This window comes from Cryobacterium sp. TMT4-31, from assembly GCF_004403385.1.
Taxonomy (GTDB): Bacteria; Actinomycetota; Actinomycetes; order Actinomycetales; family Microbacteriaceae; genus Cryobacterium; species Cryobacterium zongtaii.
Window position 1 is genome coordinate 12679 of the sequence record NZ_SOGI01000042.1, and the last position, 22961, is coordinate 35639.

Genomic DNA, 22961 nt, shown 5'->3' on the forward strand with positions numbered 1-22961 from the left:
TGTCGGGGACGGGTTGCGGGGTCTCGACAGGCGCGCCCGTCGTCGGCGGCGGGGCTAGTTGAACCCGGCGCCGCCCTCGGCGAGGAAGGCGAGCCGGCGCAACGTCTCTTCGTTTCGGATCCTGATGGCCGGTTCACGCAGGAAGGACGGGACGAACCGGGCGGGGCCGGCGGTGGCGTCCTCTGTGATGCGTACGACGCATCCGTCGCCGCGAGCCTTCACATCCAACGCCACGTGGGCCTCACCGAGCGGCCAGCCACGGGCCTTGAACAGCGCGTGCCGGGGTGGATCCCACTCCAGAACCGACGTGGTGTCGTCGATCAGGGCGGGCCAGACGCCTACAGAGTGGTAGATGACGCTTCCTGCGATCGGCCACGCCGGGTCGACGTCCCGCATCCGGGAGGCCCCGACGACCCAGCTCGGGTATAACCAGCCGTCCGCCAGAACGGCGAAGACGCTTTCGGGCGGGCAGTTCATGGTGCGATGGTTAACGGCCACGGTGTCACCTATTCCTGATTGGTCGGGGAGAGATCGGGGGCGGTGCGCACCCCAAGGTCGTGACGAAGAGCGCTGAGGGCGGCGTGCCAGCCGGCCAGGCCGTGCACGCCCGGGCCCGGCGGTGTGGACGACGAGCAGAGGTAGACGCCGTCCAGGGGAGTGCGCCAGGGGTCCGGCGAGAGAACCGGCCGCCGCACGAGTTGGGTCATGCTCACCTCGCCGGCGGAGATGTCGCCGCCGATGTAATTGGGATTGTGCGCTTCCACGCTGGACGCGCTGCGAGCGGCGCTGGCCAGGATGGTGTCGCGGAACCCTGGAGCAAAGCGCTCGATCTGGCGCACGATCGCCTCGGTCTGGTCGATGGCGGAGCCGCGCGGAACATGGGTGTACGCCCAGAGGGTGTGCTGACCGGCCGGGGCGCGACTGGGGTCGAGGCCACTGGGCTGGGACACGAGAACGTAGGGTTCCTCGGCGTGCCGGCCGCGCGCGACGGTGTTCTCGGCTCGCCGGATCTGCGCCCGGGTGCCGCCCACGTGCACGGTGCCCGCCGCCCGCAGTCCGGCCGCCTGCCACGGCACCGGGTCGGACAGCGCGAAGTCGACCTTGGCGACGCCGTTGCCGTATCTGAAGGCGCGCAGCCGCCGCGCGTATGCGGCGGGCAGCTCGCCCTCGGCGAGGCGCAGCAGCGCCCGGGGCGTCAGGTCGAGCATCACCACGCGGGCCGGCGGCAGGTCGCTCAGCCGCCGCACCTCGGTTGACGTGACGATCTCGCCGCCGTGGGCGAGCAGGTCGTCGACCATCGCGGTCACGATCGCGCCACTGCCGCCGACGGGGATCGGCCAGCCGCCCGCGTGCGCATAGGTGGCGAGAGTGAGGCCTGCGCCGGCGGTGGCGATGCTCGGCAGCGCCCTGATCGTGTGCGCACTGACGCCGGTGAGCAGGGCTGGCGCCGTCTCCCCCGCGAAGCGCAGGTCCCAGAGGGGGCTGCCCTGCTCGAGAGCCCGCAGACCGAAGCGCAGCGCGGTTTCCGGATGCCTCGGCAGCCGCAGGAGCTGCGCACCGGTGAACTCCGCCACCCGCTCGGAGTGTGCCACCAGGGGAGCGAACAACCGAATCCAGGCCGCGCCGTCCCGGCCCAGCTCGGCGGCGGTGCGTTCCAGGCTGCGATAGGCCAGCCCGGCGGTGCCGCCCGGCAGCGGATGCCCGTAGGAGACCTCGGGGACGACAAGTTCGATCCGGTCCGCGAGCCCGAACCGCTTGAAGAACTCGGAGGCCAGCGCGAGCGGGTGCACGGCGGAACAGACGTCGTGGTGGAAACCCGGCAGGGTCAGCTCCGCGGTCTCGGCGCCGCCGCCGACGGTCGCGGACCTCTCGTAGACCCGCACCGAGAGGCCGGCCCTGGCCAGCGTGACCGCGGCAGCGAGCCCGTTGGGGCCGGAGCCGACCACAATCGCGTCCACCTCAGGCGCTCCCCGCCGCACGGTGACCATCTAACGGACCGTGGCCTGCGCCCGGCCGGAGCGGATCCTCGTGAAGCGACGCTGGAATCCCCACTGGGTGACCCGCAGCATGGCCTCGATCACGATGGCCTGGCTCATCTTCGACTCGCCGGCCTCCCGCTCGCGGAACTCGATCGGGAGCTCTACGACCGAGCGGCCCTGATCGAGCACCCGCAGGGTCATATCGACCTGGAAGCAGTAGCCCTTCGACGACACGTCCGCGAGATCCATCGCCGCGATCGTCGCCGACGAGTAGACCCTGAAGCCGGCGGTGACGTCCTTGAGCGAGAGACCGAGCACCAGGCGCGCGTAGGTGTTCCCGCCTCGGCTGAGCAGCTGCCGGTGCCGCGGCCAGTTGACCACGCTGCCACCGGGCACCCACCGGGAGCCGACGGCGAGGTCGGGGGCGCCGGGTTCGTCGGAGGCGACCCGGCCGATCATGTCGGGCAGGCGCTCCGGCGGATGTGACCCATCGGCATCCATCTCGATCAAGAACTCGTAGCCTCGCGCCAGTCCCCACATGAAGCCCAGCACGTAGGCGGAGCCCAGGCCGAGCTTGCCGGTGCGGTGTTCGACCTTGATGCGGTCGTCAGCCTCGGCCATCCGGTCGGCCAGGGCGCCGGTGCCGTCCGGGCTGCCGTCGTCGACAATCAGCACGTGTGCAGCGGGCGTGGCCGTCAGCAGGCGAGACACGATCTTTTCCAGGTTCTCGAACTCGTTGTAGGTCGGGATGATCACCAGACTTCCGGCGCCGCGGGCCGCTTCTGAGGTTCGCATGCGGGAGAGCTTAGTTCGCCAGTATGACTTTCTCGTCCGAAGTCCCGGTCAGGGCCAGCCGGACCCGCCCGGACCGGTCAGACGAACGCGGCCAGACCGGTGATGCTGCGGCCGACGATGAGGGTGTTCATCTCCTGGGTGCCTTCATAGGAGTAGATCGCCTCGGCGTCGGCGAAGAACCTGGCGATGTCGTAGTCCAGCACGATGCCGTTGCCGCCGAACAGTTCACGGCACCACGACACGGTCTCCCGCATCCGCGACGTCGTGTACGACTTCGCCAGTGCAGAGTGCTCGTCGCGCTGGGTGCCGTCGTCGAGCATCTGGGAGACCCGCACCACCATGCCCAGGCTGGCCGTGATGTTGCCCAGGCTCTTCACGAGCAGGTCCTGCACAAGCTGGTGGCCGCCGATCGGCTTGCCGAACTGTACCCGTTCCACGGCGTACGCCGCCGCGGCCTCGTAGGCGCCGATCGCCAGTCCCACGGCCGCCCAAGACACCTCGGCGCGGGTGAAGCGCAGCACCTTGGCGGTGTCGCGGAACGAGTTCGCGTTCTGCAGCCTGTTGTGCTCTGGCACCAGAACGTTCTCCAGCGTGATGTCGGCGTTCTGCACCGAACGCAGGCTGATCTTGCCCTCGATCTTGGTTGCCGTGTACCCGGCGGTGTCCGTGGGCACGATGAAACCCTTGACGGCGCCGTCCGCGGTGTCCTTGGCCCACACGATGGTGATGTCGGAGAAGGTCGCATTGCCGATCCAACGCTTCTGCCCGTTGAGCACCCAGGTGTCACCGTCCAGGGTCGCGGTCGTCCGCAGCCCCTGCGCGGAGTCGGAGCCGCTCAACGGCTCGGTGAGGGCGAAAGCGCCGACGACGTCACCCGTGGCCAGGCGCGGCAGCCAGAGGGCCCGCTGCGCCGCCGACCCGCAGGCGGCGATCGATCCGGCGACGAGACCGTTCTGCACGCCGACGAAGGTGGCAACGGATGCGTCCACCCGGGCCAGCTCGAGCGCCACGAAGCCACGGAACACCGCGGAGTTCGGGAACGGCCGGGTCTCCTCCCAGCCGAACGAGTACGCGCCGAGGGCGCCGAGCGGCCTGATGATCTCGGACGGGAACTCGGCCCGCTCCCAGCATCCGTTCACGACGGGCCGCACATCCGCCTCGAGATACGAGCGGATGCGCGCGAGCGCGGCCTTCTCGTTCTCCGCGAGGAGGTTCTCGTACCCGAAGAAATCACTGCTGAGCGGTTCGAAAGTCATCTGGCTCCCTTGCACTAGATGCCGGCCGCGCGAGCGCGTTGACCGGGACGTTCAGCCTAGAACTCTGCGCCGGGCGAAGGAAAGCGGTTGGTAGTTTGGTCTAAACCTCGAGGTTCAGGAGCCAAGCATGTTTGTGGGCATCAGCAACACACCGCGCGATTACGCCTGGGGCTCGCCGACAGCGATCGCCGACCTGCTGGGCCGGCCCGCATCCGGCGGCCCCGAAGCCGAGCTCTGGCTCGGCGCCCACCCCGGTTGCCCATCGGTGATCGCCGACCCCACCCTCACCGGGGGAGCGGCCAACCTCGCCGAGTGGATCGACCAGGACCCGGCAGCCGCGCTCGGTTCCGCGCACGCCGGGCAGGCGCGCCTGCCCTTCCTGATGAAGATCCTCGCCGCCCACGGCCCGCTCTCGCTGCAGGCGCACCCGTCACCGGCCCGCGCCGCGGCCGGCTTCGCCCTCGAGAACGCGGCCGGCATCCCGATCGACGCGGCCGACCGCAACTACCGGGACCCCTTCCACAAGCCGGAGATCATCTTCGCGCTCAGCGACACCTTCCAGGCCCTGTGCGGCTTCCGCGACCCGCGTCAGATCCGCTCGATCCTCGCCGAATTGCGCGCGTTGGACGCCACCATGGACGATCCCCAGCCCGCGGCCCTGCTCGGCCTGGAAAACCGTCTGATCGGCGACGACGCAATCCACGACGTCGTGGACTGGCTGCTGCGCGACGGTCGCGGCGGCGACACCGGCGAGGTGTCCTGGCTGGTCGAGCGGGTCGTGGCCCTCGCCGAGCAGGCCGCGTTCCTGATCGACGGCGGCGCGAGGGTGAGTTTCGCCGCCGAGTTCGACACCGTGCGCTCGCTCTCGGCCGCGTACCCGGGCGACCCCGGCATCGTCATCTCCCTGCTCACCAACCTGGTGTCGCTGAAACGCGGCGAGGTGCTCTTCCTGCCCGCCGGCAACATCCACGCCTACCTGTCCGGCCTCGGCGTCGAGGTGATGGCCGCGTCGGACAACGTGCTGCGGGGCGGCCTCAGCCCCAAGCACATCGACGTCGACGAGCTCCTCGACGTTCTCGACTTCGCGCCCCTGCCGGTGCCCTACCTGACACCGGAGCCGCAGGCTGACGGCGTCGCCGTATACAGGCCCGACGTGCCCGACTTCGAGTTGGCGCACATCTCTGTGCCGGCGGATGCGTCCGCCACAGCATCCGGCCCGGCCGGCGTGCCGATGCGGCAGCTGACGCTCACCGGACCCGGCATCGCGATCTGCACGGCCGGCCGGTTCCTGGTCGCCGGTGCGGGCTCGTCGATCTCGCTGGCCAGGGGAGAGTCGGTCTACATCACGCCGGACGAGGGAACGCTCACCTTCGCGGGTTCCGGCGAAGTCTTCCTGGCCACCACGCCGTAGTCCGGCCCGCCCGGAACCATGCCGGCGTAGTCTGGCGCGGTCCGGCGCCGGCCGAAGGTGCGGCGATACGCCGTCGGTGTGGTCTGAAGACTGCGCACGAAGTGGTGCCGCATCACACTCGCGGCCCCGAATCCGGTCTGCGCCGCGATGAGGTCGAGGGTCTCGTCGGTCTCCTCGAGCAGTTGCTGGGCCAGGATCAGGCGCTGCCGGTTCAGCCAGGCCGTCGGTGTGGTGCCCAGCTCGGCCCGGAACCGGCGCGCGAAGGTGCGCGGCGACATCAGCGCGCGCCTGGCGAGCTGGTCGACGGTGAGGTCCTGGTCGAGGCTCTGCAACATCCAGTCGGTGATCGTGGCGAAGGAATCGCTGCGCTGCTCGGGGATCGGCGCCTGGATGAACTGGGACTGACCGCCGTCACGCTGCGGCGGCACCACCATGCGCCGGGCGATCACGTTCGCAGCTGCGGCGCCGAGTTCCCGGCGCACGACGTGCAGTGCCGCATCGATGCCGGCGGCGGTCCCCGCGCCGGTGACCACGTGATTGTCGTCCACGAAGAGCACATCGGGGTCGACGGTGGTGTTCGGGTAGGCCAGGGCGAGGGCCTCGGCGTACATCCAATGAGTGGTGCTGCGGCGCCCGTCCAGGATGCCGGCGGCGCCGAGGATGAACGCGCCGCTGCACACGCTGAGCACCCAGGCGCCCCTCTGCTCGGCCTCACGCACGACGCGGAGAACGTCGGGGTGGATCTCGCTGCCGGCCTCGTAGGCAGGGATCGCGATGAGGTCGGCGTCCGCCGCCGCGGTGAGGTCGTCGCGCACCACGATGTCGAAGCCGATCTTGGTGCGCAGGGCGCCCGGCACCGCCGTGACGACGTGGAAATCGAAGGCCGGGCCGCCGTGTTCCGACCTGTCGATACCGAATACCTCGCAGATCACCCCGAACTCGAAGGGGGCCATGCCGGGGATGGCGACGCAGACAATCTTCTTCAGCATGAGGTCCTCGGAGACGATGGCAGGAATGTGCGGGTAAACGGCAACTCTGCCACTCGTGGCAGAAAGTCGCAAGACCTACCGTTAGTGCCATGATCCTGTTTCTGAGTGTACTGCTGGCCCTCTCCATCTGGGCCGTGGCGGCGAGCATCGTCACCATGCGCTCCGACGGGTACGGCGAGGCCGAACTGGCACGCCGTAACCGGCATCCCGAACCGTTCCCGCGCGGGCGATAGTGTGGTCTGAAGCGGCAGCACACGGTTGCCCGGAGAGCGCAGGGGCACCACATGGCTTGGCTTGTAACCGGAGGGGCCGGCTATATCGGCTCCCACGTCGTCCGCGCGTTCCTCGCCGAGGGCATCGAGGTCGTCGTCCTGGACGACCTGTCCAGCGGGCACGCTGACTTTGTGCCGGCCGGAGTTCCTTTCATCAAGGGAACCCTGCTCGACACCGAGCTGCTGGCGAAGACCTTCGCCGAGCACCCGATCAGTGGCGTCGTGCACGTCGCCGGATTCAAGTACGCCGGTGTATCGGTGTCCCGCCCGCTGCACACCTACGAGCAGAACGTGACGGCGACCGCCCTGCTGCTCGCGGCCATGCAGGAGGCCGGCGTCGGCCGCATCGTCTTCTCCTCGAGCGCCGCCGTCTACGGCACCCCGTTCACCGACCTCGTCACCGAAGAGACCGCGAAGAGCCCCGAGTCGCCGTACGGTGAGTCCAAGCTGATCGGTGAGTGGCTCCTGCGCGATCAGGCCGTCGCCGCGGGACTGGCGCACACCTCGCTGCGGTATTTCAACGTGGTCGGCTCCGGCAGCGCTGACCTGCGCGACACGAGCCCGCACAACCTCTTCCCGATGGTCTTCGAGGCCCTGATCGACGGTCGCACCCCGCGCATCAACGGCAACGATTACCAGACCGCCGACGGCACCTGCGTGCGCGACTACATCCACGTCGCCGACCTCGCGATCTCGCACGTCGCCGCAGCCCGGCGGCTGGACGCCGGCCTGACGATCGCCCCGGTCTACAACCTCGGCAGTGGCGAGGGCGTTTCGGTGGGCGAGATCATGAGCACGGTCGCGGCCGTGACCGAAATCCCGTTCAGCCCGGAGATCGGCCCGCGTCGGTCCGGAGACCCCGACCGCATCGTCGCGTCGGGCGAGATGGCCGCGCGCGACCTGGACTGGCAGATGCGACACACCCTCGAAGACATGGTGCGCAGCGCCTGGGAATCCCGGCAGGCATCCACCGTTTGATCAACGACACGATTCGGGCATAGTGGGCGAGTCTGAACTCTCCAGCCCGCATTGAGGGTTTACGATCCGCGACTTGACGGATGTGAACTACACCGGTGTAATTAGTTCTAGCGCGAAAACGTGCGTGAGCTGATGGGTGGAGGCGATATGACGTTGTCTGAATATCGTTCTGGGGTACCTGAAGACTGGTTCGTCGATCCCGTACGCCTCGGCGTGCCCGGCGTTCGCAAGGATCCGACGATTGTGGAGGGCGCGGACGACAATCCGCTCGCCTGGCAGTCGGACTCCCTGTGCGCCCAGACCGACCCGGAGGCCTTCTTCCCGGAAAAAGGCGGCTCCACCAGGGACGCCAAGAAGATCTGTGCGTCCTGCGAGGTACGCCCCCAGTGCCTGCAGTACGCCCTTGCCAACGACGAACGCTTCGGAATCTGGGGCGGACTGTCCGAACGTGAGCGACGCAAACTCCGTAAGCGGGCGGGCTGAGCCCGATCCGCGGAGCGAGGCCGGACGGCCGGATTCAGGGCGCGCCTGACCGGTTCAGCGATCTTCACCGATAACCGACCTAGGCTGTTCCCGATATGCAAGCCAGAGTCACCGCCATCATCGTCGCCCGTAACGGCGCCTCGCACCTCGAGCGAACTCTCGAGGCCCTCCGCCGCCAGACCCGGCAGCCCGACACGGTCATAGCGGTTGACTGCGGTTCCAGCGACACCACCTCGGAACTGTTGGCTGCGTTCGGGCCCACCCATCTCATCTCAGCGGATTCCGACCTGTCGTTCGGTGCCGCCATCAGCGCCGCCACCCGGGTGATGAGTCCTCCAGCCGGCGACCACGAGCTGCTCTGGCTCCTCGCGCAGGACAGCGCTCCGGAGCCCGGAGCCCTGGAGAGCCTCATCGGTGCACTGGAGGTCGCGCCGTCAGTGGCGGTGGCCGGGCCCAAGGTCATGGAGTGGGTCGCCGACGACTACATCCACGACTTCGGCGAGTCGATGACGCCGTACGGCGCCACCGTGACGCTGGTCGAGAGTGAACTCGACCAGGAGCAGCACGACGGCATGAGTGATGTTCTGGCCGTCAGCGCCGGCGGCATGCTCGTGCGCCACAGCGTCTGGGACAAACTCGGCGGCTTCGACCCCGCGCTTCCCATCGTCGACGACTCCCTCGACTTCTGCGTGCGCGTACGCCTCGCGGGCCACCGCGTCTCCGTGGTCGCCGCCGCCAGGGTCAGCTCGGCCGGGGACGGCGTTGCCGGCCCCGACGGTTCCTCCCGCGGCCGGGCCAGTCGTCGCCGGGCGCGCGCCGAACGGTCCGCTCAGCTGCACCGACGGCTGGTCTACGCCCCGGCCTGGGCGCTGCCGGTGCACTGGATCTCCCTGATCCCGCTCGCCTTCCTCCGCGCCATCGGAAACCTCCTGCGCAAGGAACCGGGGTCGATCCTCGGTGAATTCGCCGCCGCCTTCGCCGCCGCCTTCCAGGGCGGCAGGGTGCTCACCGCTCGGCGGCGGCTCGCCGCCACCCGCACACTCGCCTGGTCGTCGATCTCCTCCTTGCGCGTGTCGGCCGCCGAAGTGCGCCGTCGGCACGCCCTCACCAGGGAAGCTGCCCTCACCGGACTCCGCGGGGACCGCCCGGAAATCCGGTTCTTCGCCGGCGGCGGGGCCTGGACCCTGCTCGCCGCCGCCATGGTCGGCGTCGCCATCCTGGCACCGCTGATCGGAGCTCAGTCGCTCACCGGCGGTGGCCTGCTCCCGCTCTCGTCTACTGTCGGCGCCCTCTGGGCCAACGTCGGCTACGGCTGGCGGGACATCGGCCTGGGCTTCACGGGGGCGGCTGACCCGTTCGCGGTGGTGCTCGCCGTCCTCGGCACCATCACCTTCTGGTCACCGTCCTTCGCGATGGTCCTCGTGTACCTGTTGGCCCTCCCGCTGGCGGCCGTCGGCGCCTGGATGGCCGCGACCCGAGTGACCCACCGGGGTTCGATCCGCGCCGTGGCCGCCGTGCTGTGGGCGCTCTCGCCTACCTTCCTCACCGCTCTCGCGGCCGGCCGGCCTGCCGCCATCATCGTGCACCTGCTGCTGCCGTGGCTGTTTTTCGCCGGTTTCGCCGCCGCGCGGTCCTGGTCGGCATCCGGATCGGCCGCTCTGCTGTTCGCCGCGATCGTCGCCTGCGCGCCGTCCCTCGCTCCGGCGCTGCTGGTGGGCTGGCTGATCTGCGTGCTCGTCAGCGGCCGCAGCGTGATGCGATTCGTGGGGATCCCCCTGCCGGCGCTCGCGCTGGCCATCCCCCTGCTGTGGGACCAGGCGCTGCGCGGCAACTGGTTGGCGTTGCTGGCCGATCCCGGTGTTCCGGTGCCCACGGCACCCGTGCCCACCTGGCAGTTCATCCTCGGCTTCCCGGCCGGCGATTTCGGTGGCTGGACCCAGCTGCTGCCGCTCTGGGGCGGCGACGCTGCCGTGGCCGGCTACCTGGTTCCCTTGCTGTTGATCCCCATGGCCGTCCTGGCCCTGATGGCGTTGCTCCTGCCCGGCGCCCGCGGCGCAGCGCTCGCGCTGGTCACCGCCCTGCTCGGGCTGGGCACGGCCATTCTCGCCGGTTCTTTGTCGGTGGCGGAGCTCGGCTCCCAGGCGGTGGGCATCTGGCCCGGCGCCGGACTCAGCCTGTACTGGCTTGGTCTCGTCGGAGCGGTGGTCTTCGCCGCCCGCGGCCTGCACCGCATGGCCATCGCACCGCTCGTGGTCACGGCCCTGGCCCTGGCCGTGGTTTCCCTGCCGCTGGCCGGGGCGATCCCGCTCGGCACCTCGGCCGTCGACGAGGGCATCGGTCGCACGCAGCCCGCTTTTGTCACCGCCGAGGCCGCTGTCGAGCCCAGGGTCGGCACCCTGCAGATCGTGCCGCAGCCCGATGGCGGCATCCTCGCCACCATCGTCCGGGGCTCCGGCGTGCGCCTGGACGCCCAGTCCACCCTGAACAGCACAGCCGGCACTCTCACCGACGAACAGACCGAGCTGGCCACCCTGGCGGGCAACCTCGCCTCACAGAGCGGACTGGACGCCTCGGCCGACCTGGCGAAGTTCGGCATTCGTTTTGTCCTGCTGCTGCCGGCCGCCGCCGAGCCCGCCGAGTGGGGTGACGACATCGGCATCACGCAGGCGGCCAGCGACACGACCACCCGCACCACGACCTCCCTCGACGGCAACGCCGCCCTGGCACCCGTCGGTGATACCGCTTTCGGCCGGCTGTGGCGTTCTGACGTGCCGACCGACGCCGCCGTCAACGGGCAGGTCCCCGCTGATGCCGGCGGAATCTTCGGGCTGGTGACCGGCCTGATCGCCGTGTTCGTGATCGGCGCGACGGTGCTCCTGTCGGTGCCGACCGGGGCCGGTAGAGAGGCCGTCCGGCAGGCGCACCGCGAAGCGATCCGACGCGCATCCCGCCTGAGCAAACCGGCCAAGCCCACCCGGGTGGCGCGTCCGTCGCGGCCCGCGCGGCCCCGGCGCATGAAACGTCCGGCAGGCCGGCGCGCCAAGGGCGTCCTCCCCAGCATCGAGGACTCGGCCTCGCCGACACCGACGGAAGCTCCGGCCGAGCCGGCCGAGGCCACTGACCTACCGTCGGCGGACACCAGCAGCCCGAAGGATTCAGACCATGGCAACTAAGCGCAGAGTCGCCGTCCTCGGCGCCAGGTATGCCGCGGGCCTGATCGGCATCGGAGTCGTCGTCGTCGCCGTCGGTGGTGCCGCGATCGTGCCCTGGCCCTCCCTCGTGAGCGACCCGCCGTCGACCCTGGTGACGCCGGTCGCGAGCGACCAGTTGCGGGTCTGCCCCGGCCCCCTCCTCACCCTCGCCGAAGACTCCACCCAGGCGGATGCCGCGACCTCCGTCGGCCCGTTCACGGCCGTGTACGCGGCGCGCGGCACAGGCTCCGGCGCCGAAGAGGTCCCCGTAGAGCGCACCGACCTCACCGCAACAGACAACTCGCAGGCACCACGCGACGGCGCCCCGAGCGTGCTGACCGTGCCGGTAGAGGCCGGCGCCACCGACGCCCCACTCGTCGCCGGTTCCCAATCACAGACCGCGACGGGCGAGTCCGTCGGCGGGCTGGCGGCGGCCGCCTGCACCGAAGCGTCCAGCGACTCCTGGCTGGTGAGCGGGTCGACCGACGTCGGCCGCACCAGCCTCGTGCTGCTGAGCAATCCCACCACCGTCGTGGCGTCCGTCGACCTCGCCGTCTACGGCGAAGCCGGCCCGGTGGATGCCCCCGGCTCCACCGGCATCCTCGTGCAGCCCGGTAGCCAGCGGATCGTGTCCCTCGCCGGGCTCGCGCCCAACCTGCGGTCCCCGGTCGTGCACGTCACGGCCACCGGTGGGCAGGTCGCCGCGGCCCTGCAGCAGAGCCTGGTCAGGGGCATCCAGCCCGGCGGGGTCGATCTCAGCGGGCCGACGACCACACCGTCCACGACCCAGACCATCCCTGGCGTCGCCGTCACCGCCTTGGGCGCAGAAGCCTCTGCCGATGTCGGTGCCGTGTCCGACGACACCCCGTCGGTGCGCGTGCTGGTTCCCGGCGACACTGACGCAACCGTCAGCGTCGGTGTGCAAAGCGAGGACGGCGCGTCGACAGGGACCTCCCTCGAGGTCGAAATTCAGGCCGGCATCGCCACCGAGATCCCGTTGAGCGGAGTCGTCGCCGGCAATTACACGGTCAAGCTGAACGCCGACCAGCCGCTGGTCGCCGCGGCCGTCACCACGACGGCCGGAAGCGCCGCCGCCGACTTCGCCTGGTCCGCCGCGGCCGCGCCCCAGGACGGCGACTTCCTGGTCAGTGTCGCCGACGGTCCGTCGCCGGCCCTGCACCTGGCCAACACCTCAGGTGCGGACACCGACCTGACCATCACCTCCGAAACCGGGTCGGTCATCGACGTGAGCGTGGCCGCTGGCCAATCCGTCGTGGTGGCACTGGCCGGATCCCAAAGCCACGTGGTTACCGGCGGAACGGGCATCGCGGCGTCGGTCCGGTACACCGGTGACGGCCAGTCCGCGTCGTTCACTCTCAGCCCGATCGGGCCGCTGGCCGCCGCCATCCCGGTTTACTCGCACTGACCCCGTCCTCCAAGGAGCCCGCCGTGACCCAGACCAGCAACGCACCGGGCGCTAGACGCCCGAGCGGCCGCCACCTCCTCGTCACCGGCGGCGCCGGCTTCATCGGCGGGGCAATCGTCGATGAAGCCCTCACGCGTGGCTGGCGGGTGCGGGTACTCGACTCCCTCCGCCGTGACGTGCACGGCGGACTGCCCGCGGTCGATCCCCGAGTGGAGTTCGTGGTCGGTGACGTCACAGACACTGCGGTCGTCGCGCACGCGTTGCGCGGCATCGACGTGGTCTGCCATCAGGCTGCCAAGGTGGGTCTCGGCGTCGACTTCTCCGATGCGCCCGACTACGTGCACAGCAACGAACTCGGTACCGCGGTGCTGCTGGCGGGGATGGCCGCGGCGGGGATCGACAGGCTGGTCCTGGCCTCCTCGATGGTCGTCTACGGCGAGGGCAGCTACCGCAGCGCCAACGGGGTGGCCCGGCCGGGCCCGCGCCGCGCCGCGGACCTCGACGCCGGCCTCTTCGATCCGACCGACGCCGCCACCGGGGAACCGCTGGAACCCGCGCTGGTGGCTGAAGACGACCCCCTGGACCCCCGCAACGTCTACGCGAGCAGCAAGCTCGGCCAGGAATACCTCGCAACGGCCTGGAGTCGCAGCACCACCGGCCGCGCAGCAGCGCTTCGGTACCACAACGTCTACGGCCCGGGGATGCCGCAGAACACGCCGTACGCCGGGGTTGCGTCCCTGTTCAGGTCCGCCCTGCAACGCGGCGAGGCCCCCACGGTTTTCGAGGACGGCCGCCAACGCCGCGACTTCGTGCACGTGCGCGACATCGCCTCGGCCAACCTCGCCGCGATCGACTGGAGCGGCACCGCCCCGGCCGGAACCTTCCGCCCGTTCAACGTCGGCAGCGGCACCGTGCACACCATCGGTGACATGGCCGAGGCCCTGAGCACGGCCGCCGACGGGCCGGCCCCCGTCGTCACCGGTGAATACCGTCTCGGCGACGTGCGGCACATCACGGCGTCGTCAGAGCGGATGCGCACCGAACTCGGCTGGACGCCGTCGGTGAGCTTCGACGAGGGGATGCGCGAATTCGCCACGGCCCCGCTGCGGGCGGCCGTGGTCTGACTCCTGCGGCCGGGCGCCCGCGTCCGGGATCACACCCCGGCAGGCCCGGGGTGCGGGGGAAGCAGCACGTCGAACCGGCATCCGCCCGGCGTGTTCTGCACGGTGACCTCGCCGTGGTGTGCCGCCACGATACCGTCCACGATGGCCAGGCCGAGTCCCGCGCGGCCCTGGCTCGCCGACTCGGCCTCAGGTGTGCGCGGTTCGGTGCCCCGCCAACCGGGCTCGAACACCCGCTCGAGGTCCGCAGGGTCGATGCCGCCGGCCGAATCCTGCACCGAGATGACGGCGCGCCCGTCGGTGTGTTCGGTGACCGACACCACGATGGTGCCGCCGGGCGCCGACTGTTGCACCGCGTTCATCACCAGGTTGCCGACGGCCCTGGCCAGCTCGCGCGGGTCGGCCAGGATCGTCAGGCCCATGGCGCCCTCGAAGCGCAGGTCAAGCGATTTTGCCCGCGCGACGGGACTGAGGTCGGCCACGGTGTCGCTGATCAGGTCGTAGAGCGCAACCCGCGCCAGGTTCAGCCGGAGGGTGCCCGACGTGATCCTGGACAGCTCGAAGAGGTCATCGACCATGCCGTTCAACCGGTCCACCTGGCCGCGGATCTGAACGTAGTAGCGGATGGGATCCTCGACCATGTCATCCTCCAGGGCCTCGGCCATCGCCCGGATGCCGGCCAACGGCGTGCGCAGGTCGTGGGATATCCACGCGACCAGCTCCCGACGGGCCGACTCGATCTTGCCCTCACGGTCCCTGGATTCCCGCAACCGTTCCCCGGTCGCGGTCAACTGCTCGGCCAGAGCCGCGAATTCGGTATTGCTGTGCCGCTCCGCGGACGTGACGGGCTCGCCCCGGCCCAGGCTCGCCGCCGCCAGAGTGAGGTGCCGGCTGTCCCGCGCGATCCACCGTCCCAACAGACCCGCCATCAGCAACGAGACGCTCCCCGCCACCCCGGCGACGAAGTAGAACACCGTCAGGTCGTGATCTGACACGTACATCAGCGACGCGGCCGCGGCCATCCCGCTGACCACCGACACGATCGTGGCCAGGGCCACCACCACCAGCTGCAACACGAGCGAGTATCTGGCGAGCAGGCGCAGGCTGATCAGGCCAAGGGTGCCCACGATGAGAGCGCAGGCCAGTGCGATGACGAGCACACTCACCAGCCCGGGAACCGTCATCGGAGGACTCCCGGGTCCAGATCGCCGGCCCGGCCGGCGGCCAAGGGCTCGGGGTCGAACCTGTAGCCGACCCCCCACACTGTTTTCAAAAGCTGGGGACGGGTCGGGTCGGCCTCGATCTTCTCCCGCAACCGGCGCACGTGCACCGTCACGGTGGACAGGTCGCCGAAGTCCCAGCCCCAAACCGACTTGAGCAGCTCCTCCCGGCTCAGCGCCCGGTGCGGACGACCGATCAGATGCGCGAGCAAATCGAACTCCCTGGCCGTGAGCACCAGCGCGGCACCGTGCATCCGCACCTCGTGCGCCGCCAGGTCCAACGTGAACGGTCCCGCCTCGACGGTCCCGCCGCGGGCCGGTTCGGCGACAGTGCGGCGCAACACAGACTGCACGCGCAGCACGAGTTCGCGGGGTGAGAAAGGCTTGGCGAGGTAGTCGTCGGCGCCGGCCTCCAGCCCTTCGATCCGGTCCTCCTCTTGGTTGAGCGCGGTCAGCATGATCACGGGAATCGCCCAAGTGGTCTTGATGCGGCGGCAGACCTCGATGCCGTCCAGCAGGGGCAGCATTCGGTCCAGCACCACGAGGTCGGGGCGCTGGGCCTCGGCCTGGCGGAGGCCGAGGCGCCCGTCCGGTGCCCGATCCGCAACGAATCCTGCCGCCACCAGGTAGCGGCAGACGATTTCGGAGACCGTCGGGTCGTCATCGATGACCAGAATGCGGCGTTGAGTGTCGGGGGGCCCGGTCGTCGGCGAGGGGTTCACCCTTGAAGGATAGGCGCTCCGGCTCCGCGGCGGCTCTGCCACAGATATTTCCCCAGTCCGTAACGTTTGCTGCGGAGTGTCGGCACGCCCCCCGACCTAGGGTCGAGGGGTGAGCGAAAACCTGGTCGATGTCGTGATGCCGTGCCTGAACGAGGCGGGGGCGCTGCCCTGGCTGCTGGCCCGGCTGCCGGAGGGGTACCGGGCGATCGTTGTCGACAACGGCTCGACGGATGACTCGGCGCGCATCGCCGAGGCGGCCGGGGCCCTGGTCGTGACCGAGGCCCGTCGGGGGTTCGGTGCGGCCGCGCACGCCGGGCTGTTGCGGGCGACCGCTCCCATCGTGGCGTTCTGCGACGCCGACGCGTCGATGGATCCACGCGACCTGCCGCTCGTGGTTGACCCGGTGCGAGCCGGCGAAGCCGATCTGGTGCTCGGCCGGCGCCGTCCGACGACAGCCGGATCGTGGCCCGTGCACGCCCGGATAGCCAATTCCACTCTTTCTTGGCGACTGCGCCGAACAACAGGTGTGAACATTTACGACTTGGGCCCGATGCGGGCCGCCCGGAGAGACGACCTGCTGTCCCTCGACCTTCAGGACCGGCGCAGCGGCTACCCGCTGGAGGTCTTCCTCAAGGCCGCCGCACGAGGTTGGCGCATCCGCGAGGTCGATACCCCGTACGCTCCCAGGGTCGGCCGCAGCAAGGTCACCGGCACAGTGCGCGGCACCCTCACGGCGATCACCGATATGTCGCGGCTCCTGAAGGAGGCCAGACGATGACCACCCTGATCGTCATAGCCAAGGAATGCCTGCCCGGCAAGGTGAAGACCCGGCTGCACCCGCCGCTCAGCCTCGAGCAGGCCGCGGAGCTGGCCTCCGCCAGTCTCAACGACACCCTCGCCGCTGTCGCCGCGCTGCCCGCCACACGTCGGGTGCTTGCGTTCGACGGTGCGGTGGCGCCCGCCGCCGCCGCCGGCTACGACATCCTGCCCCAGGTGGCCGGTGGCCTCGACGAACGCCTCGGCGCGATATTCGACGGCTGCACCGGACCTGCCGTGCTGATCGGCATGGACACCCCCCAGGTGACCGCCGACGTGCTCGCCCCGCTGTTCGAGGACTGGCCCGACGACGTCGACGCCTGGTTCGGCCCCGCCGCCGACGGTGGATTCTGGGCCCTCGGCCTGCGTCACCCCGACGGCGACCTGATCCGCGGCGTGCCGATGTCCCAGAGTGACACCGGCATGCACCAGCTCGCCCGGCTCCGAGCCGCGGGGCTTCGGGTGCGCCTGTTGCCGACCCTCACCGACGTGGATCACATCGAGGACGCCCACGTGGTGGCCGCTCTCGCCCCGCACAGCCGGTTCGCGCTTGCACTGGCCGGCTTCGGCGCACTCCAGCTGAGCGAGGTGACCCGATGACGCTCCTCGCCGGCCGCGCCGGTCTCGAGGCGGACCCCACGTTCGGCTCCGGCGGCACCGAACCATACGCTGCCGCACTGCGCGACGAATCCGCGGTGCTGTACCTGCGCAACACCGCGGCGCAGGCCCCGGCGGCGGCTCCGATGGATGCCGGCCGCTGGAGCGCGGGCGCCGACGCCACCGACCTCGACGTGCTGACCGGCGCCGCCGGGCCGGTGCTCGATATCGGCTGCGGCCCGGGCCGGATGGTTCGGGCGGCCATGGACCTGGGCTTGTCGGCCCTCGGTGTTGACGTATCCCCGACCGCGGTGCGCATTGCCACGGAGGCGGGCCTCACGGTGCTCAACAGTTCGGTCTTCGCCCCGATGCCGCTCGAGGGCGGCTGGGGCACGGCCTTGCTCCTGGACGGGAACATCGGCATCGGCGGCGACGCCGGGGCGCTGCTGGCCCGGTGCGCCGAACTTCTCGCCGCAGACGGCGCGCTCGTGGTCGAGGTCAGCCAGGATCCCGATCGCGACCATGCCTTCGAGGGCACCCTCGAAGACGCCCAGGGCCGCAGCAGTGGCGTGTTCCCGTGGGCCGAGATCGGTATCGTGCCGCTCCGGGCGCGCGCCGAAGAGGCGGGGTTCCGGGTGGATCAGGACTGGATCCGCGACGGCCGCTGGTTCGCCCGCCTGGTGCGCACGTAGAGCCATACGGAGATCAGGGCGCTGGCCACGGCGAGCGTGAGCCAGAACAGGCCCAGGTTCCGCGCGTAGTCCAACGGCAGGATGGTGGGGTTCTTGGGCCCCAGGCCTTGCGCGGCAATGGCCGGCAGCACGATGAGCGTCATCAGTGACCCGAGCACGATGGCGGCCTGAACGGTCACGATGATGGCGCCGGCCAGCCGGTGCCCGGCGCGCCGGGTGAGGACTCCGAGCCCGAAGACCAGAGGCGAGATCACGGCGTCGTGCAGCACGATGGCCGCGCCGATCCAGAGAGCGACTCCCGGCAGCCGCCGCAGAGCGACGGTGTCGACCATCAGGTACCCGCCGAAGGCGAGTCCGAGCGCGCCGACGACGACGAGAACCACTCGCGCCGCCCGCATCCGGCTCGATGGCAGGGCCGGGGATGATGTTGTCATCATGCGTCGATCGCCTCGATCCGGCTGAGCCACTTGGTCTGAAGAACGCCGGGCCGGCCCGGCGCGATCATGCGCGCCGGATAGCCGTGCTCGAGGTCGAGGATCTCGCCGTTCAACTCGAGGGCGACCAGGGTGAGCGGGTCACGCACGTACTCGCTGCCCATTTCGGTCTGTTTGAAGCCGCCGCGCTGCTCCAGGCTGATCAGCCTGAGGTCGGACTCGGGGGAGCCGCCGGCAGCGTCGACGAGGTCACGCAGGCGCACACCCCGCCAGGCGGCCATCTGGCTCCACCCCTCCACGCAGGCGATGGGCAGGTCGACATCGGTCTGCGGGAGTGCGGCCAGGTCGGCCCGACTGAACGAACGTTCGGTGTCGCCGACCGCCAGGGTCAGTACCCAGTCGGCCGACAGGGCCGCCGTGGCCACCTTGGCCTGCGCCGAAGTGCGGTTGACGGGCACGCCCTGCTGGCCGACGCCCTTCTTGCGCGGTCCGAACACGTTGACGGCGTCCAGCGGCGCGAAGGTCTGGCCGGCCGTGAGCCCGACGACGGCCGCGACGGCCAGCGCCACGGTGGCCAGGAACCCGCGGCGGCTGGTGCGGGCGGGGAGCTCCGGGGTGCTGTCGATGTAGGCGAGCACCCGTCCGGTGAGGCCGCGAGTGCGAGACAACCCCTCGTCATCGGCTGACGTTGCCTCGACGGTGTCGACGGGGTGGCGTTCTTCGGGTCCGGGAGCCGGTTCGGCTCGCCAGTGCGCCGCGATCAGCGGCAGTTTCACGCCGATGTGCACCAGAAGCGAGCCGACGATCACGAAGGCCAGCGCGAAGTGCACCTGCTTGAACGGGAACGGGAACGGGTACCACTGGTACGTGTTGAGCAGGCCGATCGTGATCTCCACCAGTGAGGCGCCCACGAAGAGCGCGATCGATGCCCGCTCGAGGAAGTTGGCGAACGAGGTGACCGGCGGGTACTGGAACAGTTGCGGGAAAACCACATAGAGCTTGGCCAGCAGCAGCGGGAAGCAGGCGATCCCGGCGATGATGTGGGTGCCCTGGCTGACCTGATAGAGGCCGACAGGTCGGGTGGGGAAGGTCATCCACGGCAGTGGCTGCTGCAGGAAATGGCTGTACAGGCCGGTGCCGAAGCAGAGCAGGAAGGCCAGTCCGAGGAGGCGGCCGATGACGGTGGCCATCCGCGGGTTTCGCACCGGAGAGGCGAGCTGGGCCCTAGCCTCGTACATCAATCGGCGCATAGTCCATTCCACCACCTCATCGACGCCGGGAGCCTCGGTAATCCTTACGGTTCAATGACGCCGCCACCAGCCCGTCGGGGCGCCCGTCGACGGGTGCGGGAGGATGGCAGGGTGCGTATTGCCATTGTCTCGGTCCTCTTGGCCGCCAGCGCTGCCCTCACGGCGGGTATCGTGCTGGCTTTCGACCTGTTCAGGCCGCACCGGGACACCGTGCCTCTGCTGCTGGGCACCGTTGTGCTCTGGCTGTTTTTCGCCGCGGCCTTGGTGGTCCTGCGGAGGGTGCGGGGCCGGGCCGTCGTGGTGCTCGTGCTCGCCGGATCCGTGTTGATCGGTGGGGCCGCGATGGTCGGCCCGCCGAACACCAGCACCGACTCCGCGCGCTACGCGTGGGACGGCATCGTGCAAAACGCCGGCATCTCGCCGTACGCCTATGTGCCCGCCGACGACAGACTCGACGAGCTGCGGCCGGACTGGCTGTTCCCGGCGCCGGTGTCCGGCGCCGGCGGGCCGGACTGCGTGGGCGAACGAATAGAGACCGTGGACCGGGGTGCCGGCCTGCCGCTCTGCTCGGCGCTGAACCGGACGACGGTGCCCACCATCTATCCGCCGGCCGCCGAAATCTATTTCGCCGCCGTTCGGGCCGTCGTTGGGGCGGACGCGGGCTATTGGCCGCTGCAGCTGACCGGTCTGCTGCTGAGCGTCGGCATCACCGGGATGCTGCTGGTCGGCATGCGCCGCCGCGGCATCGACCAGCGCTATGCGGCGGTGTGGGCCTGGTGCCCCCTGGTCGCGACCGAGGGCGTCACCAATTCGCACGTGGATCTGCTGGGGGTGGCCTTCGTCGTCGCCGCCGCGTTCTGGGTCAGCAGCGCGAAGTATGTCCGCGGCGGCATCCTCCTCGGGATGGCCATCGGGGTCAAGCTGATCCCGGCCATCGCCGCGCCTGCCATGCTCAAACGACAGGGCTGGAAGGTCGTCGTCGCGGCGATCGTGACCTTCGCGCTTCTGTATCTGCCGTATGTGCTGGCCACCGGCATCGGCGTGCTCGGTTACCTGCCCGGCTACCTCACCGAGGAGGGCTACGAGGACGGGTCCAGATTCGCGTTGGTCTCCCTGATCGCGCCGGGCGGATCGGCCATCGTCGTCGCGGCGATCCTGCTGGCCGGTCTGGCCGCGTTGACCATCTGGAAGACCGACCCCGAGCGTCCCTGGCTCGGCCAGCTCGTGATGATCGGCGGCACCCTTCTGGTGCTCAGCCCCCGGTACCCCTGGTACGCGCTGCTGCTGTTGCCGTTCATCGCGCTCAGCGGTCGGTGGGAGTGGTTGGCGATTCCGCTCGCCCTGACCGTGCGTCTGCTGGTGCCCACGCTCACGGTCAGCAGGGTCTCGCTGGGCATCGCGCTGGTGCTGATCGTGGTCGTGTCGGTGCGACGCGCCGGTCCGGGCGCGCTCGACCGGTGGCGGGGCGCGCTGACCCGGTCCCCGCCGCGCTCAGGAACGGTCAGCGCACGTAGCGCAGAACGTTGACGCCGGTCAGGCCCCATTCCTCGTCGAGGGCATAGCCGAGCGTGCCGAGCTTGGCGGTGACGCTCGGGCGCCAGTCCTGCTTGTCGCTCGTCACCAACCAGACCGCGTCGACGCCGTCGAACCGGTCGGTCACGGCATCCAGCGGGTACCGGGTCTCCCACAGCCCGCCGGTCTGGGCGGCCGGGGTTTTCAGCTTCACGTCGATCAGCCCCTCGAACGCATCCGGATACGAATACGCGATCACCCGGGTTGTCGCCGCCGGATGCTGGCGCACCGGCCCGTAGATGATGGCGGCAGTGTCGTCGGGACGCGCGGCCCGCTCTGTGCTGATGAGGTCGGCGACCTCGCTCCAGGACGAATTCTGCTTGGCCTCCGGCTGTCGCTGTGCGACGAACTGCGGAGCGGCCAGACCGGCCAATGCGACGAGGGCGGTGACGATCAGCCAGCGGCGCCGCAGCAGGTCGAGCGCCACCCCGATCAGGATGGCCACCGCCGGCGCGCTGAACGTGAGGTAGCGAGGGGAGTACAGCGGCGTCGCCATCGCCGACGCGACGATGACCCCGAGTGTGGGCACGACCAGCCACGGTACCGCGATCGCCAGTAGCGACGGATTTCGGGACTGCTCCCGCGACAGCGCGAAACCGGTGGCCCTGGTCCGGCGGGCCGCGACGACCAGGGCGACGACGCCGACAACCATCAGGGCCCAACCCGCCACCGCGAACGGCCGGTTCAGGTAGAACCACTGGGTGACGAAGACGCCGTTCCAACTGCCCCAGCTGATCGGGGCGATCCAGCTCACCTGGCCGGACTGCCCTACCACGGCCAGGGCAAACGGCACCAAGAGCGCCCCGGCGGCGAGCGAGGCGACGATCCAGCCGAACAGCGATGCGCGGGCGGCCCGGTTCCGCCGCCGGCCGGCCCACACCGTCCACAGCGCGGTCAGCCCGTGGGCGCCGACCAGGAAGGCGAGGTAGATGAAGGTGACGGTGGAGACAACGGCGACCGCGCCGTAGAGCGTCCACCAGAGCACGCGGATGCGCCGCGGCGCCGGCCCGCGGCGCCACGCGGCGAGGAAGATCAGGGTCAGCGCCACCGCGAGTGCGGCGGTCAGCGCATACGACCGGCCCTCGGCGCCCATCCATGTCACCCTGGGCAGCAGACAGAAGGCGACGCCGGCGAGTATCGCGGCGCGACGGCCGGCCCGAGAGCGAACCAGAATGACCGTCAGCGCGGCAGCGACCCCGACGCAGACGGCGCTCGGCAGGCGCAGCGCGAACGGCGAGTAGCCCACGAGGTCGAGCCAGAGGTGCATTCCGGCGTAGTACAGACCGTGCACGGCATCGATGCTCACCAGCATCCGGCCCAGCTCCGGCCAGCTACGCATGGTGGCGGAAACCGTCGCCGCCTCGTCGAACCAGAGAGAGGGCTGCCACGACCAGGCCAGCGTCAGCAGGGTGCCGAACAGCCCGACGAGCAGGGCGTCACGCCCCGACGAGCGGACCGGGATGCGCATGGTACGAATCGGTGCGCGGCGAAGTGTTGTGGTGGGGGCGGTCATGGTCGAGCGTTCTCCCATTCGTACCCAGTCATGTCGGTCGGCGGCCGATGCGACCCCCTGTCGAGGGTAGGCGACTTTTCCCGGGAATCTACCCGGAGGCACATATCGTCGTGTAGCCCCTCAGAGCCCCGTTCACGGGTACGGCCCGCTTTCGCGGTCTGGGCACGGGGTGCGGGGTGCTTGTGGCGCGAAAAAACGGCCGAGCTGGTGCTCGGCCGTTTTTCGTGTGGTGCGGGGGTGTTAC

At 70.1% G+C, this 22961-nt stretch carries 21 protein-coding genes; 11 read left to right on the forward strand and 10 right to left on the reverse strand.

The annotated features are described in order from the left end of the window. Nucleotides 1-54: 54 nt before the first annotated feature. From E3T19_RS09455 to E3T19_RS09470, 4 genes are all read right to left on the reverse strand, one after another. Entirely contained in the window at nt 55-477 is a 423-nt protein-coding gene (locus E3T19_RS09455) for an SRPBCC family protein (protein WP_134408691.1), read from the reverse strand. A 29-nt stretch (nt 478-506) separates the two neighbouring features. Next, nucleotides 507-1988 carry an NAD(P)/FAD-dependent oxidoreductase gene (locus E3T19_RS09460; protein WP_134408692.1) on the reverse strand — a complete coding sequence of 494 codons (1482 nt, stop codon included), beginning with the start codon at nt 1986-1988 and terminating at the stop codon, nt 507-509. After that, on the reverse strand, nt 1989-2774 hold the full coding sequence (locus E3T19_RS09465; RefSeq protein WP_088455292.1) for a polyprenol monophosphomannose synthase: 786 nt from the start codon (nt 2772-2774) through the stop codon (nt 1989-1991). A 77-nt stretch (nt 2775-2851) separates the two neighbouring features. Next, nucleotides 2852-4030, reverse strand: a complete 1179-nt coding sequence (locus E3T19_RS09470) for an acyl-CoA dehydrogenase family protein (RefSeq protein ID WP_088455293.1) — start codon at nt 4028-4030, stop codon at nt 2852-2854. A gap of 127 nt (nt 4031-4157) precedes the next feature. Between E3T19_RS09470 and manA the strand changes: the two genes are divergently transcribed. Then, nucleotides 4158-5441 carry a mannose-6-phosphate isomerase, class I gene (gene manA, locus E3T19_RS09475; protein WP_134408693.1) on the forward strand — a complete coding sequence of 428 codons (1284 nt, stop codon included), beginning with the start codon at nt 4158-4160 and terminating at the stop codon, nt 5439-5441. Here the strand turns inward: manA and E3T19_RS09480 are convergent. Further along, nucleotides 5369-6430 (reverse strand): GlxA family transcriptional regulator, encoded by a 1062-nt coding sequence (locus E3T19_RS09480; protein ID WP_088455295.1) that lies wholly within the window; start codon nt 6428-6430, stop codon nt 5369-5371. The two genes, manA and E3T19_RS09480, sit on opposite strands and share 73 nt — an antisense overlap. An 89-nt stretch (nt 6431-6519) precedes the next feature. On the opposite strand from E3T19_RS09480, the gene E3T19_RS18980 reads away from it, so the two are divergent. From E3T19_RS18980 to E3T19_RS09505, 6 genes are all read left to right on the forward strand, one after another. Beyond that, nucleotides 6520-6663: a hypothetical protein gene (locus E3T19_RS18980; protein ID WP_165787882.1), complete on the forward strand. Its 144-nt coding sequence runs from the start codon at nt 6520-6522 to the stop codon at nt 6661-6663. 51 nt (nt 6664-6714) lie between these two features. Next, nucleotides 6715-7680 (forward strand): UDP-glucose 4-epimerase GalE, encoded by a 966-nt coding sequence (gene galE, locus E3T19_RS09485; RefSeq protein WP_134408694.1) that lies wholly within the window; start codon nt 6715-6717, stop codon nt 7678-7680. A gap of 147 nt (nt 7681-7827) precedes the next feature. Continuing rightward, nucleotides 7828-8163: a WhiB family transcriptional regulator gene (locus E3T19_RS09490; RefSeq protein WP_088455297.1), complete on the forward strand. Its 336-nt coding sequence runs from the start codon at nt 7828-7830 to the stop codon at nt 8161-8163. A 95-nt stretch (nt 8164-8258) separates the two neighbouring features. Further along, entirely contained in the window at nt 8259-11336 is a 3078-nt protein-coding gene (locus E3T19_RS09495) for a glycosyltransferase family 2 protein (protein WP_134408695.1), read from the forward strand. Beyond that, a complete protein-coding gene (locus tag E3T19_RS09500; protein WP_088455299.1) occupies nt 11326-12780 on the forward strand; it encodes a DUF5719 family protein in 1455 nt (484 codons plus the stop codon). The genes E3T19_RS09495 and E3T19_RS09500 overlap by 11 nt, the downstream gene beginning before the upstream one ends. A gap of 23 nt (nt 12781-12803) precedes the next feature. Beyond that, nucleotides 12804-13904, forward strand: coding sequence for an NAD(P)-dependent oxidoreductase (locus E3T19_RS09505; protein WP_134408696.1), 1101 nt, complete (start codon nt 12804-12806; stop codon nt 13902-13904). Nucleotides 13905-13933: 29 nt separating this feature from the next. On the opposite strand, the gene E3T19_RS09510 is transcribed toward E3T19_RS09505, so the two are convergent. After that, nucleotides 13934-15085, reverse strand: coding sequence for a cell wall metabolism sensor histidine kinase WalK (locus tag E3T19_RS09510; RefSeq protein ID WP_134408697.1), 1152 nt, complete (start codon nt 15083-15085; stop codon nt 13934-13936). Continuing rightward, entirely contained in the window at nt 15082-15843 is a 762-nt protein-coding gene (locus E3T19_RS09515; protein WP_198414976.1) for a response regulator transcription factor, read from the reverse strand. Before E3T19_RS09515 ends, E3T19_RS09510 begins: the two co-directional genes overlap by 4 nt. 109 nt (nt 15844-15952) lie before the next feature. Here E3T19_RS09515 and E3T19_RS09520 point away from each other — a divergent pair, with 109 nt between their 5' ends. Genes E3T19_RS09520 through E3T19_RS09530 form a run of 3 tightly spaced genes read left to right on the forward strand, consistent with a single transcriptional unit; the run spans nt 15953 to nt 17948 of the window. After that, on the forward strand, nt 15953-16621 hold the full coding sequence (locus tag E3T19_RS09520; RefSeq protein ID WP_198414974.1) for a glycosyltransferase family 2 protein: 669 nt from the start codon (nt 15953-15955) through the stop codon (nt 16619-16621). Further along, on the forward strand, nt 16618-17259 hold the full coding sequence (locus E3T19_RS09525) for a DUF2064 domain-containing protein (protein ID WP_088455302.1): 642 nt from the start codon (nt 16618-16620) through the stop codon (nt 17257-17259). The genes E3T19_RS09520 and E3T19_RS09525 overlap by 4 nt, the downstream gene beginning before the upstream one ends. Beyond that, the gene (locus E3T19_RS09530; protein WP_088455303.1) at nt 17256-17948 is read left to right on the forward strand and encodes a bifunctional 2-polyprenyl-6-hydroxyphenol methylase/3-demethylubiquinol 3-O-methyltransferase UbiG; all 693 of its coding nucleotides are present in this window, start codon (nt 17256-17258) and stop codon (nt 17946-17948) included. Before E3T19_RS09525 ends, E3T19_RS09530 begins: the two co-directional genes overlap by 4 nt. Here the strand turns inward: E3T19_RS09530 and E3T19_RS09535 are convergent. Next, nucleotides 17897-18385 (reverse strand): hypothetical protein, encoded by a 489-nt coding sequence (locus E3T19_RS09535; RefSeq protein ID WP_133160298.1) that lies wholly within the window; start codon nt 18383-18385, stop codon nt 17897-17899. The genes E3T19_RS09530 and E3T19_RS09535 overlap by 52 nt on opposite strands. Beyond that, nucleotides 18382-19620 carry a molybdopterin-dependent oxidoreductase gene (locus tag E3T19_RS09540; protein WP_240632373.1) on the reverse strand — a complete coding sequence of 413 codons (1239 nt, stop codon included), beginning with the start codon at nt 19618-19620 and terminating at the stop codon, nt 18382-18384. The genes E3T19_RS09535 and E3T19_RS09540 overlap by 4 nt, the downstream gene beginning before the upstream one ends. A 123-nt stretch (nt 19621-19743) precedes the next feature. Here E3T19_RS09540 and E3T19_RS09545 point away from each other — a divergent pair, with 123 nt between their 5' ends. Next, nucleotides 19744-21159, forward strand: a complete 1416-nt coding sequence (locus E3T19_RS09545) for a glycosyltransferase family 87 protein (protein WP_166788847.1) — start codon at nt 19744-19746, stop codon at nt 21157-21159. On the opposite strand, the gene E3T19_RS09550 is transcribed toward E3T19_RS09545, so the two are convergent. Then, on the reverse strand, nt 21134-22717 hold the full coding sequence (locus tag E3T19_RS09550; protein ID WP_165787883.1) for a glycosyltransferase family 39 protein: 1584 nt from the start codon (nt 22715-22717) through the stop codon (nt 21134-21136). The genes E3T19_RS09545 and E3T19_RS09550 overlap by 26 nt on opposite strands. Nucleotides 22718-22961 lie beyond the last annotated feature (244 nt).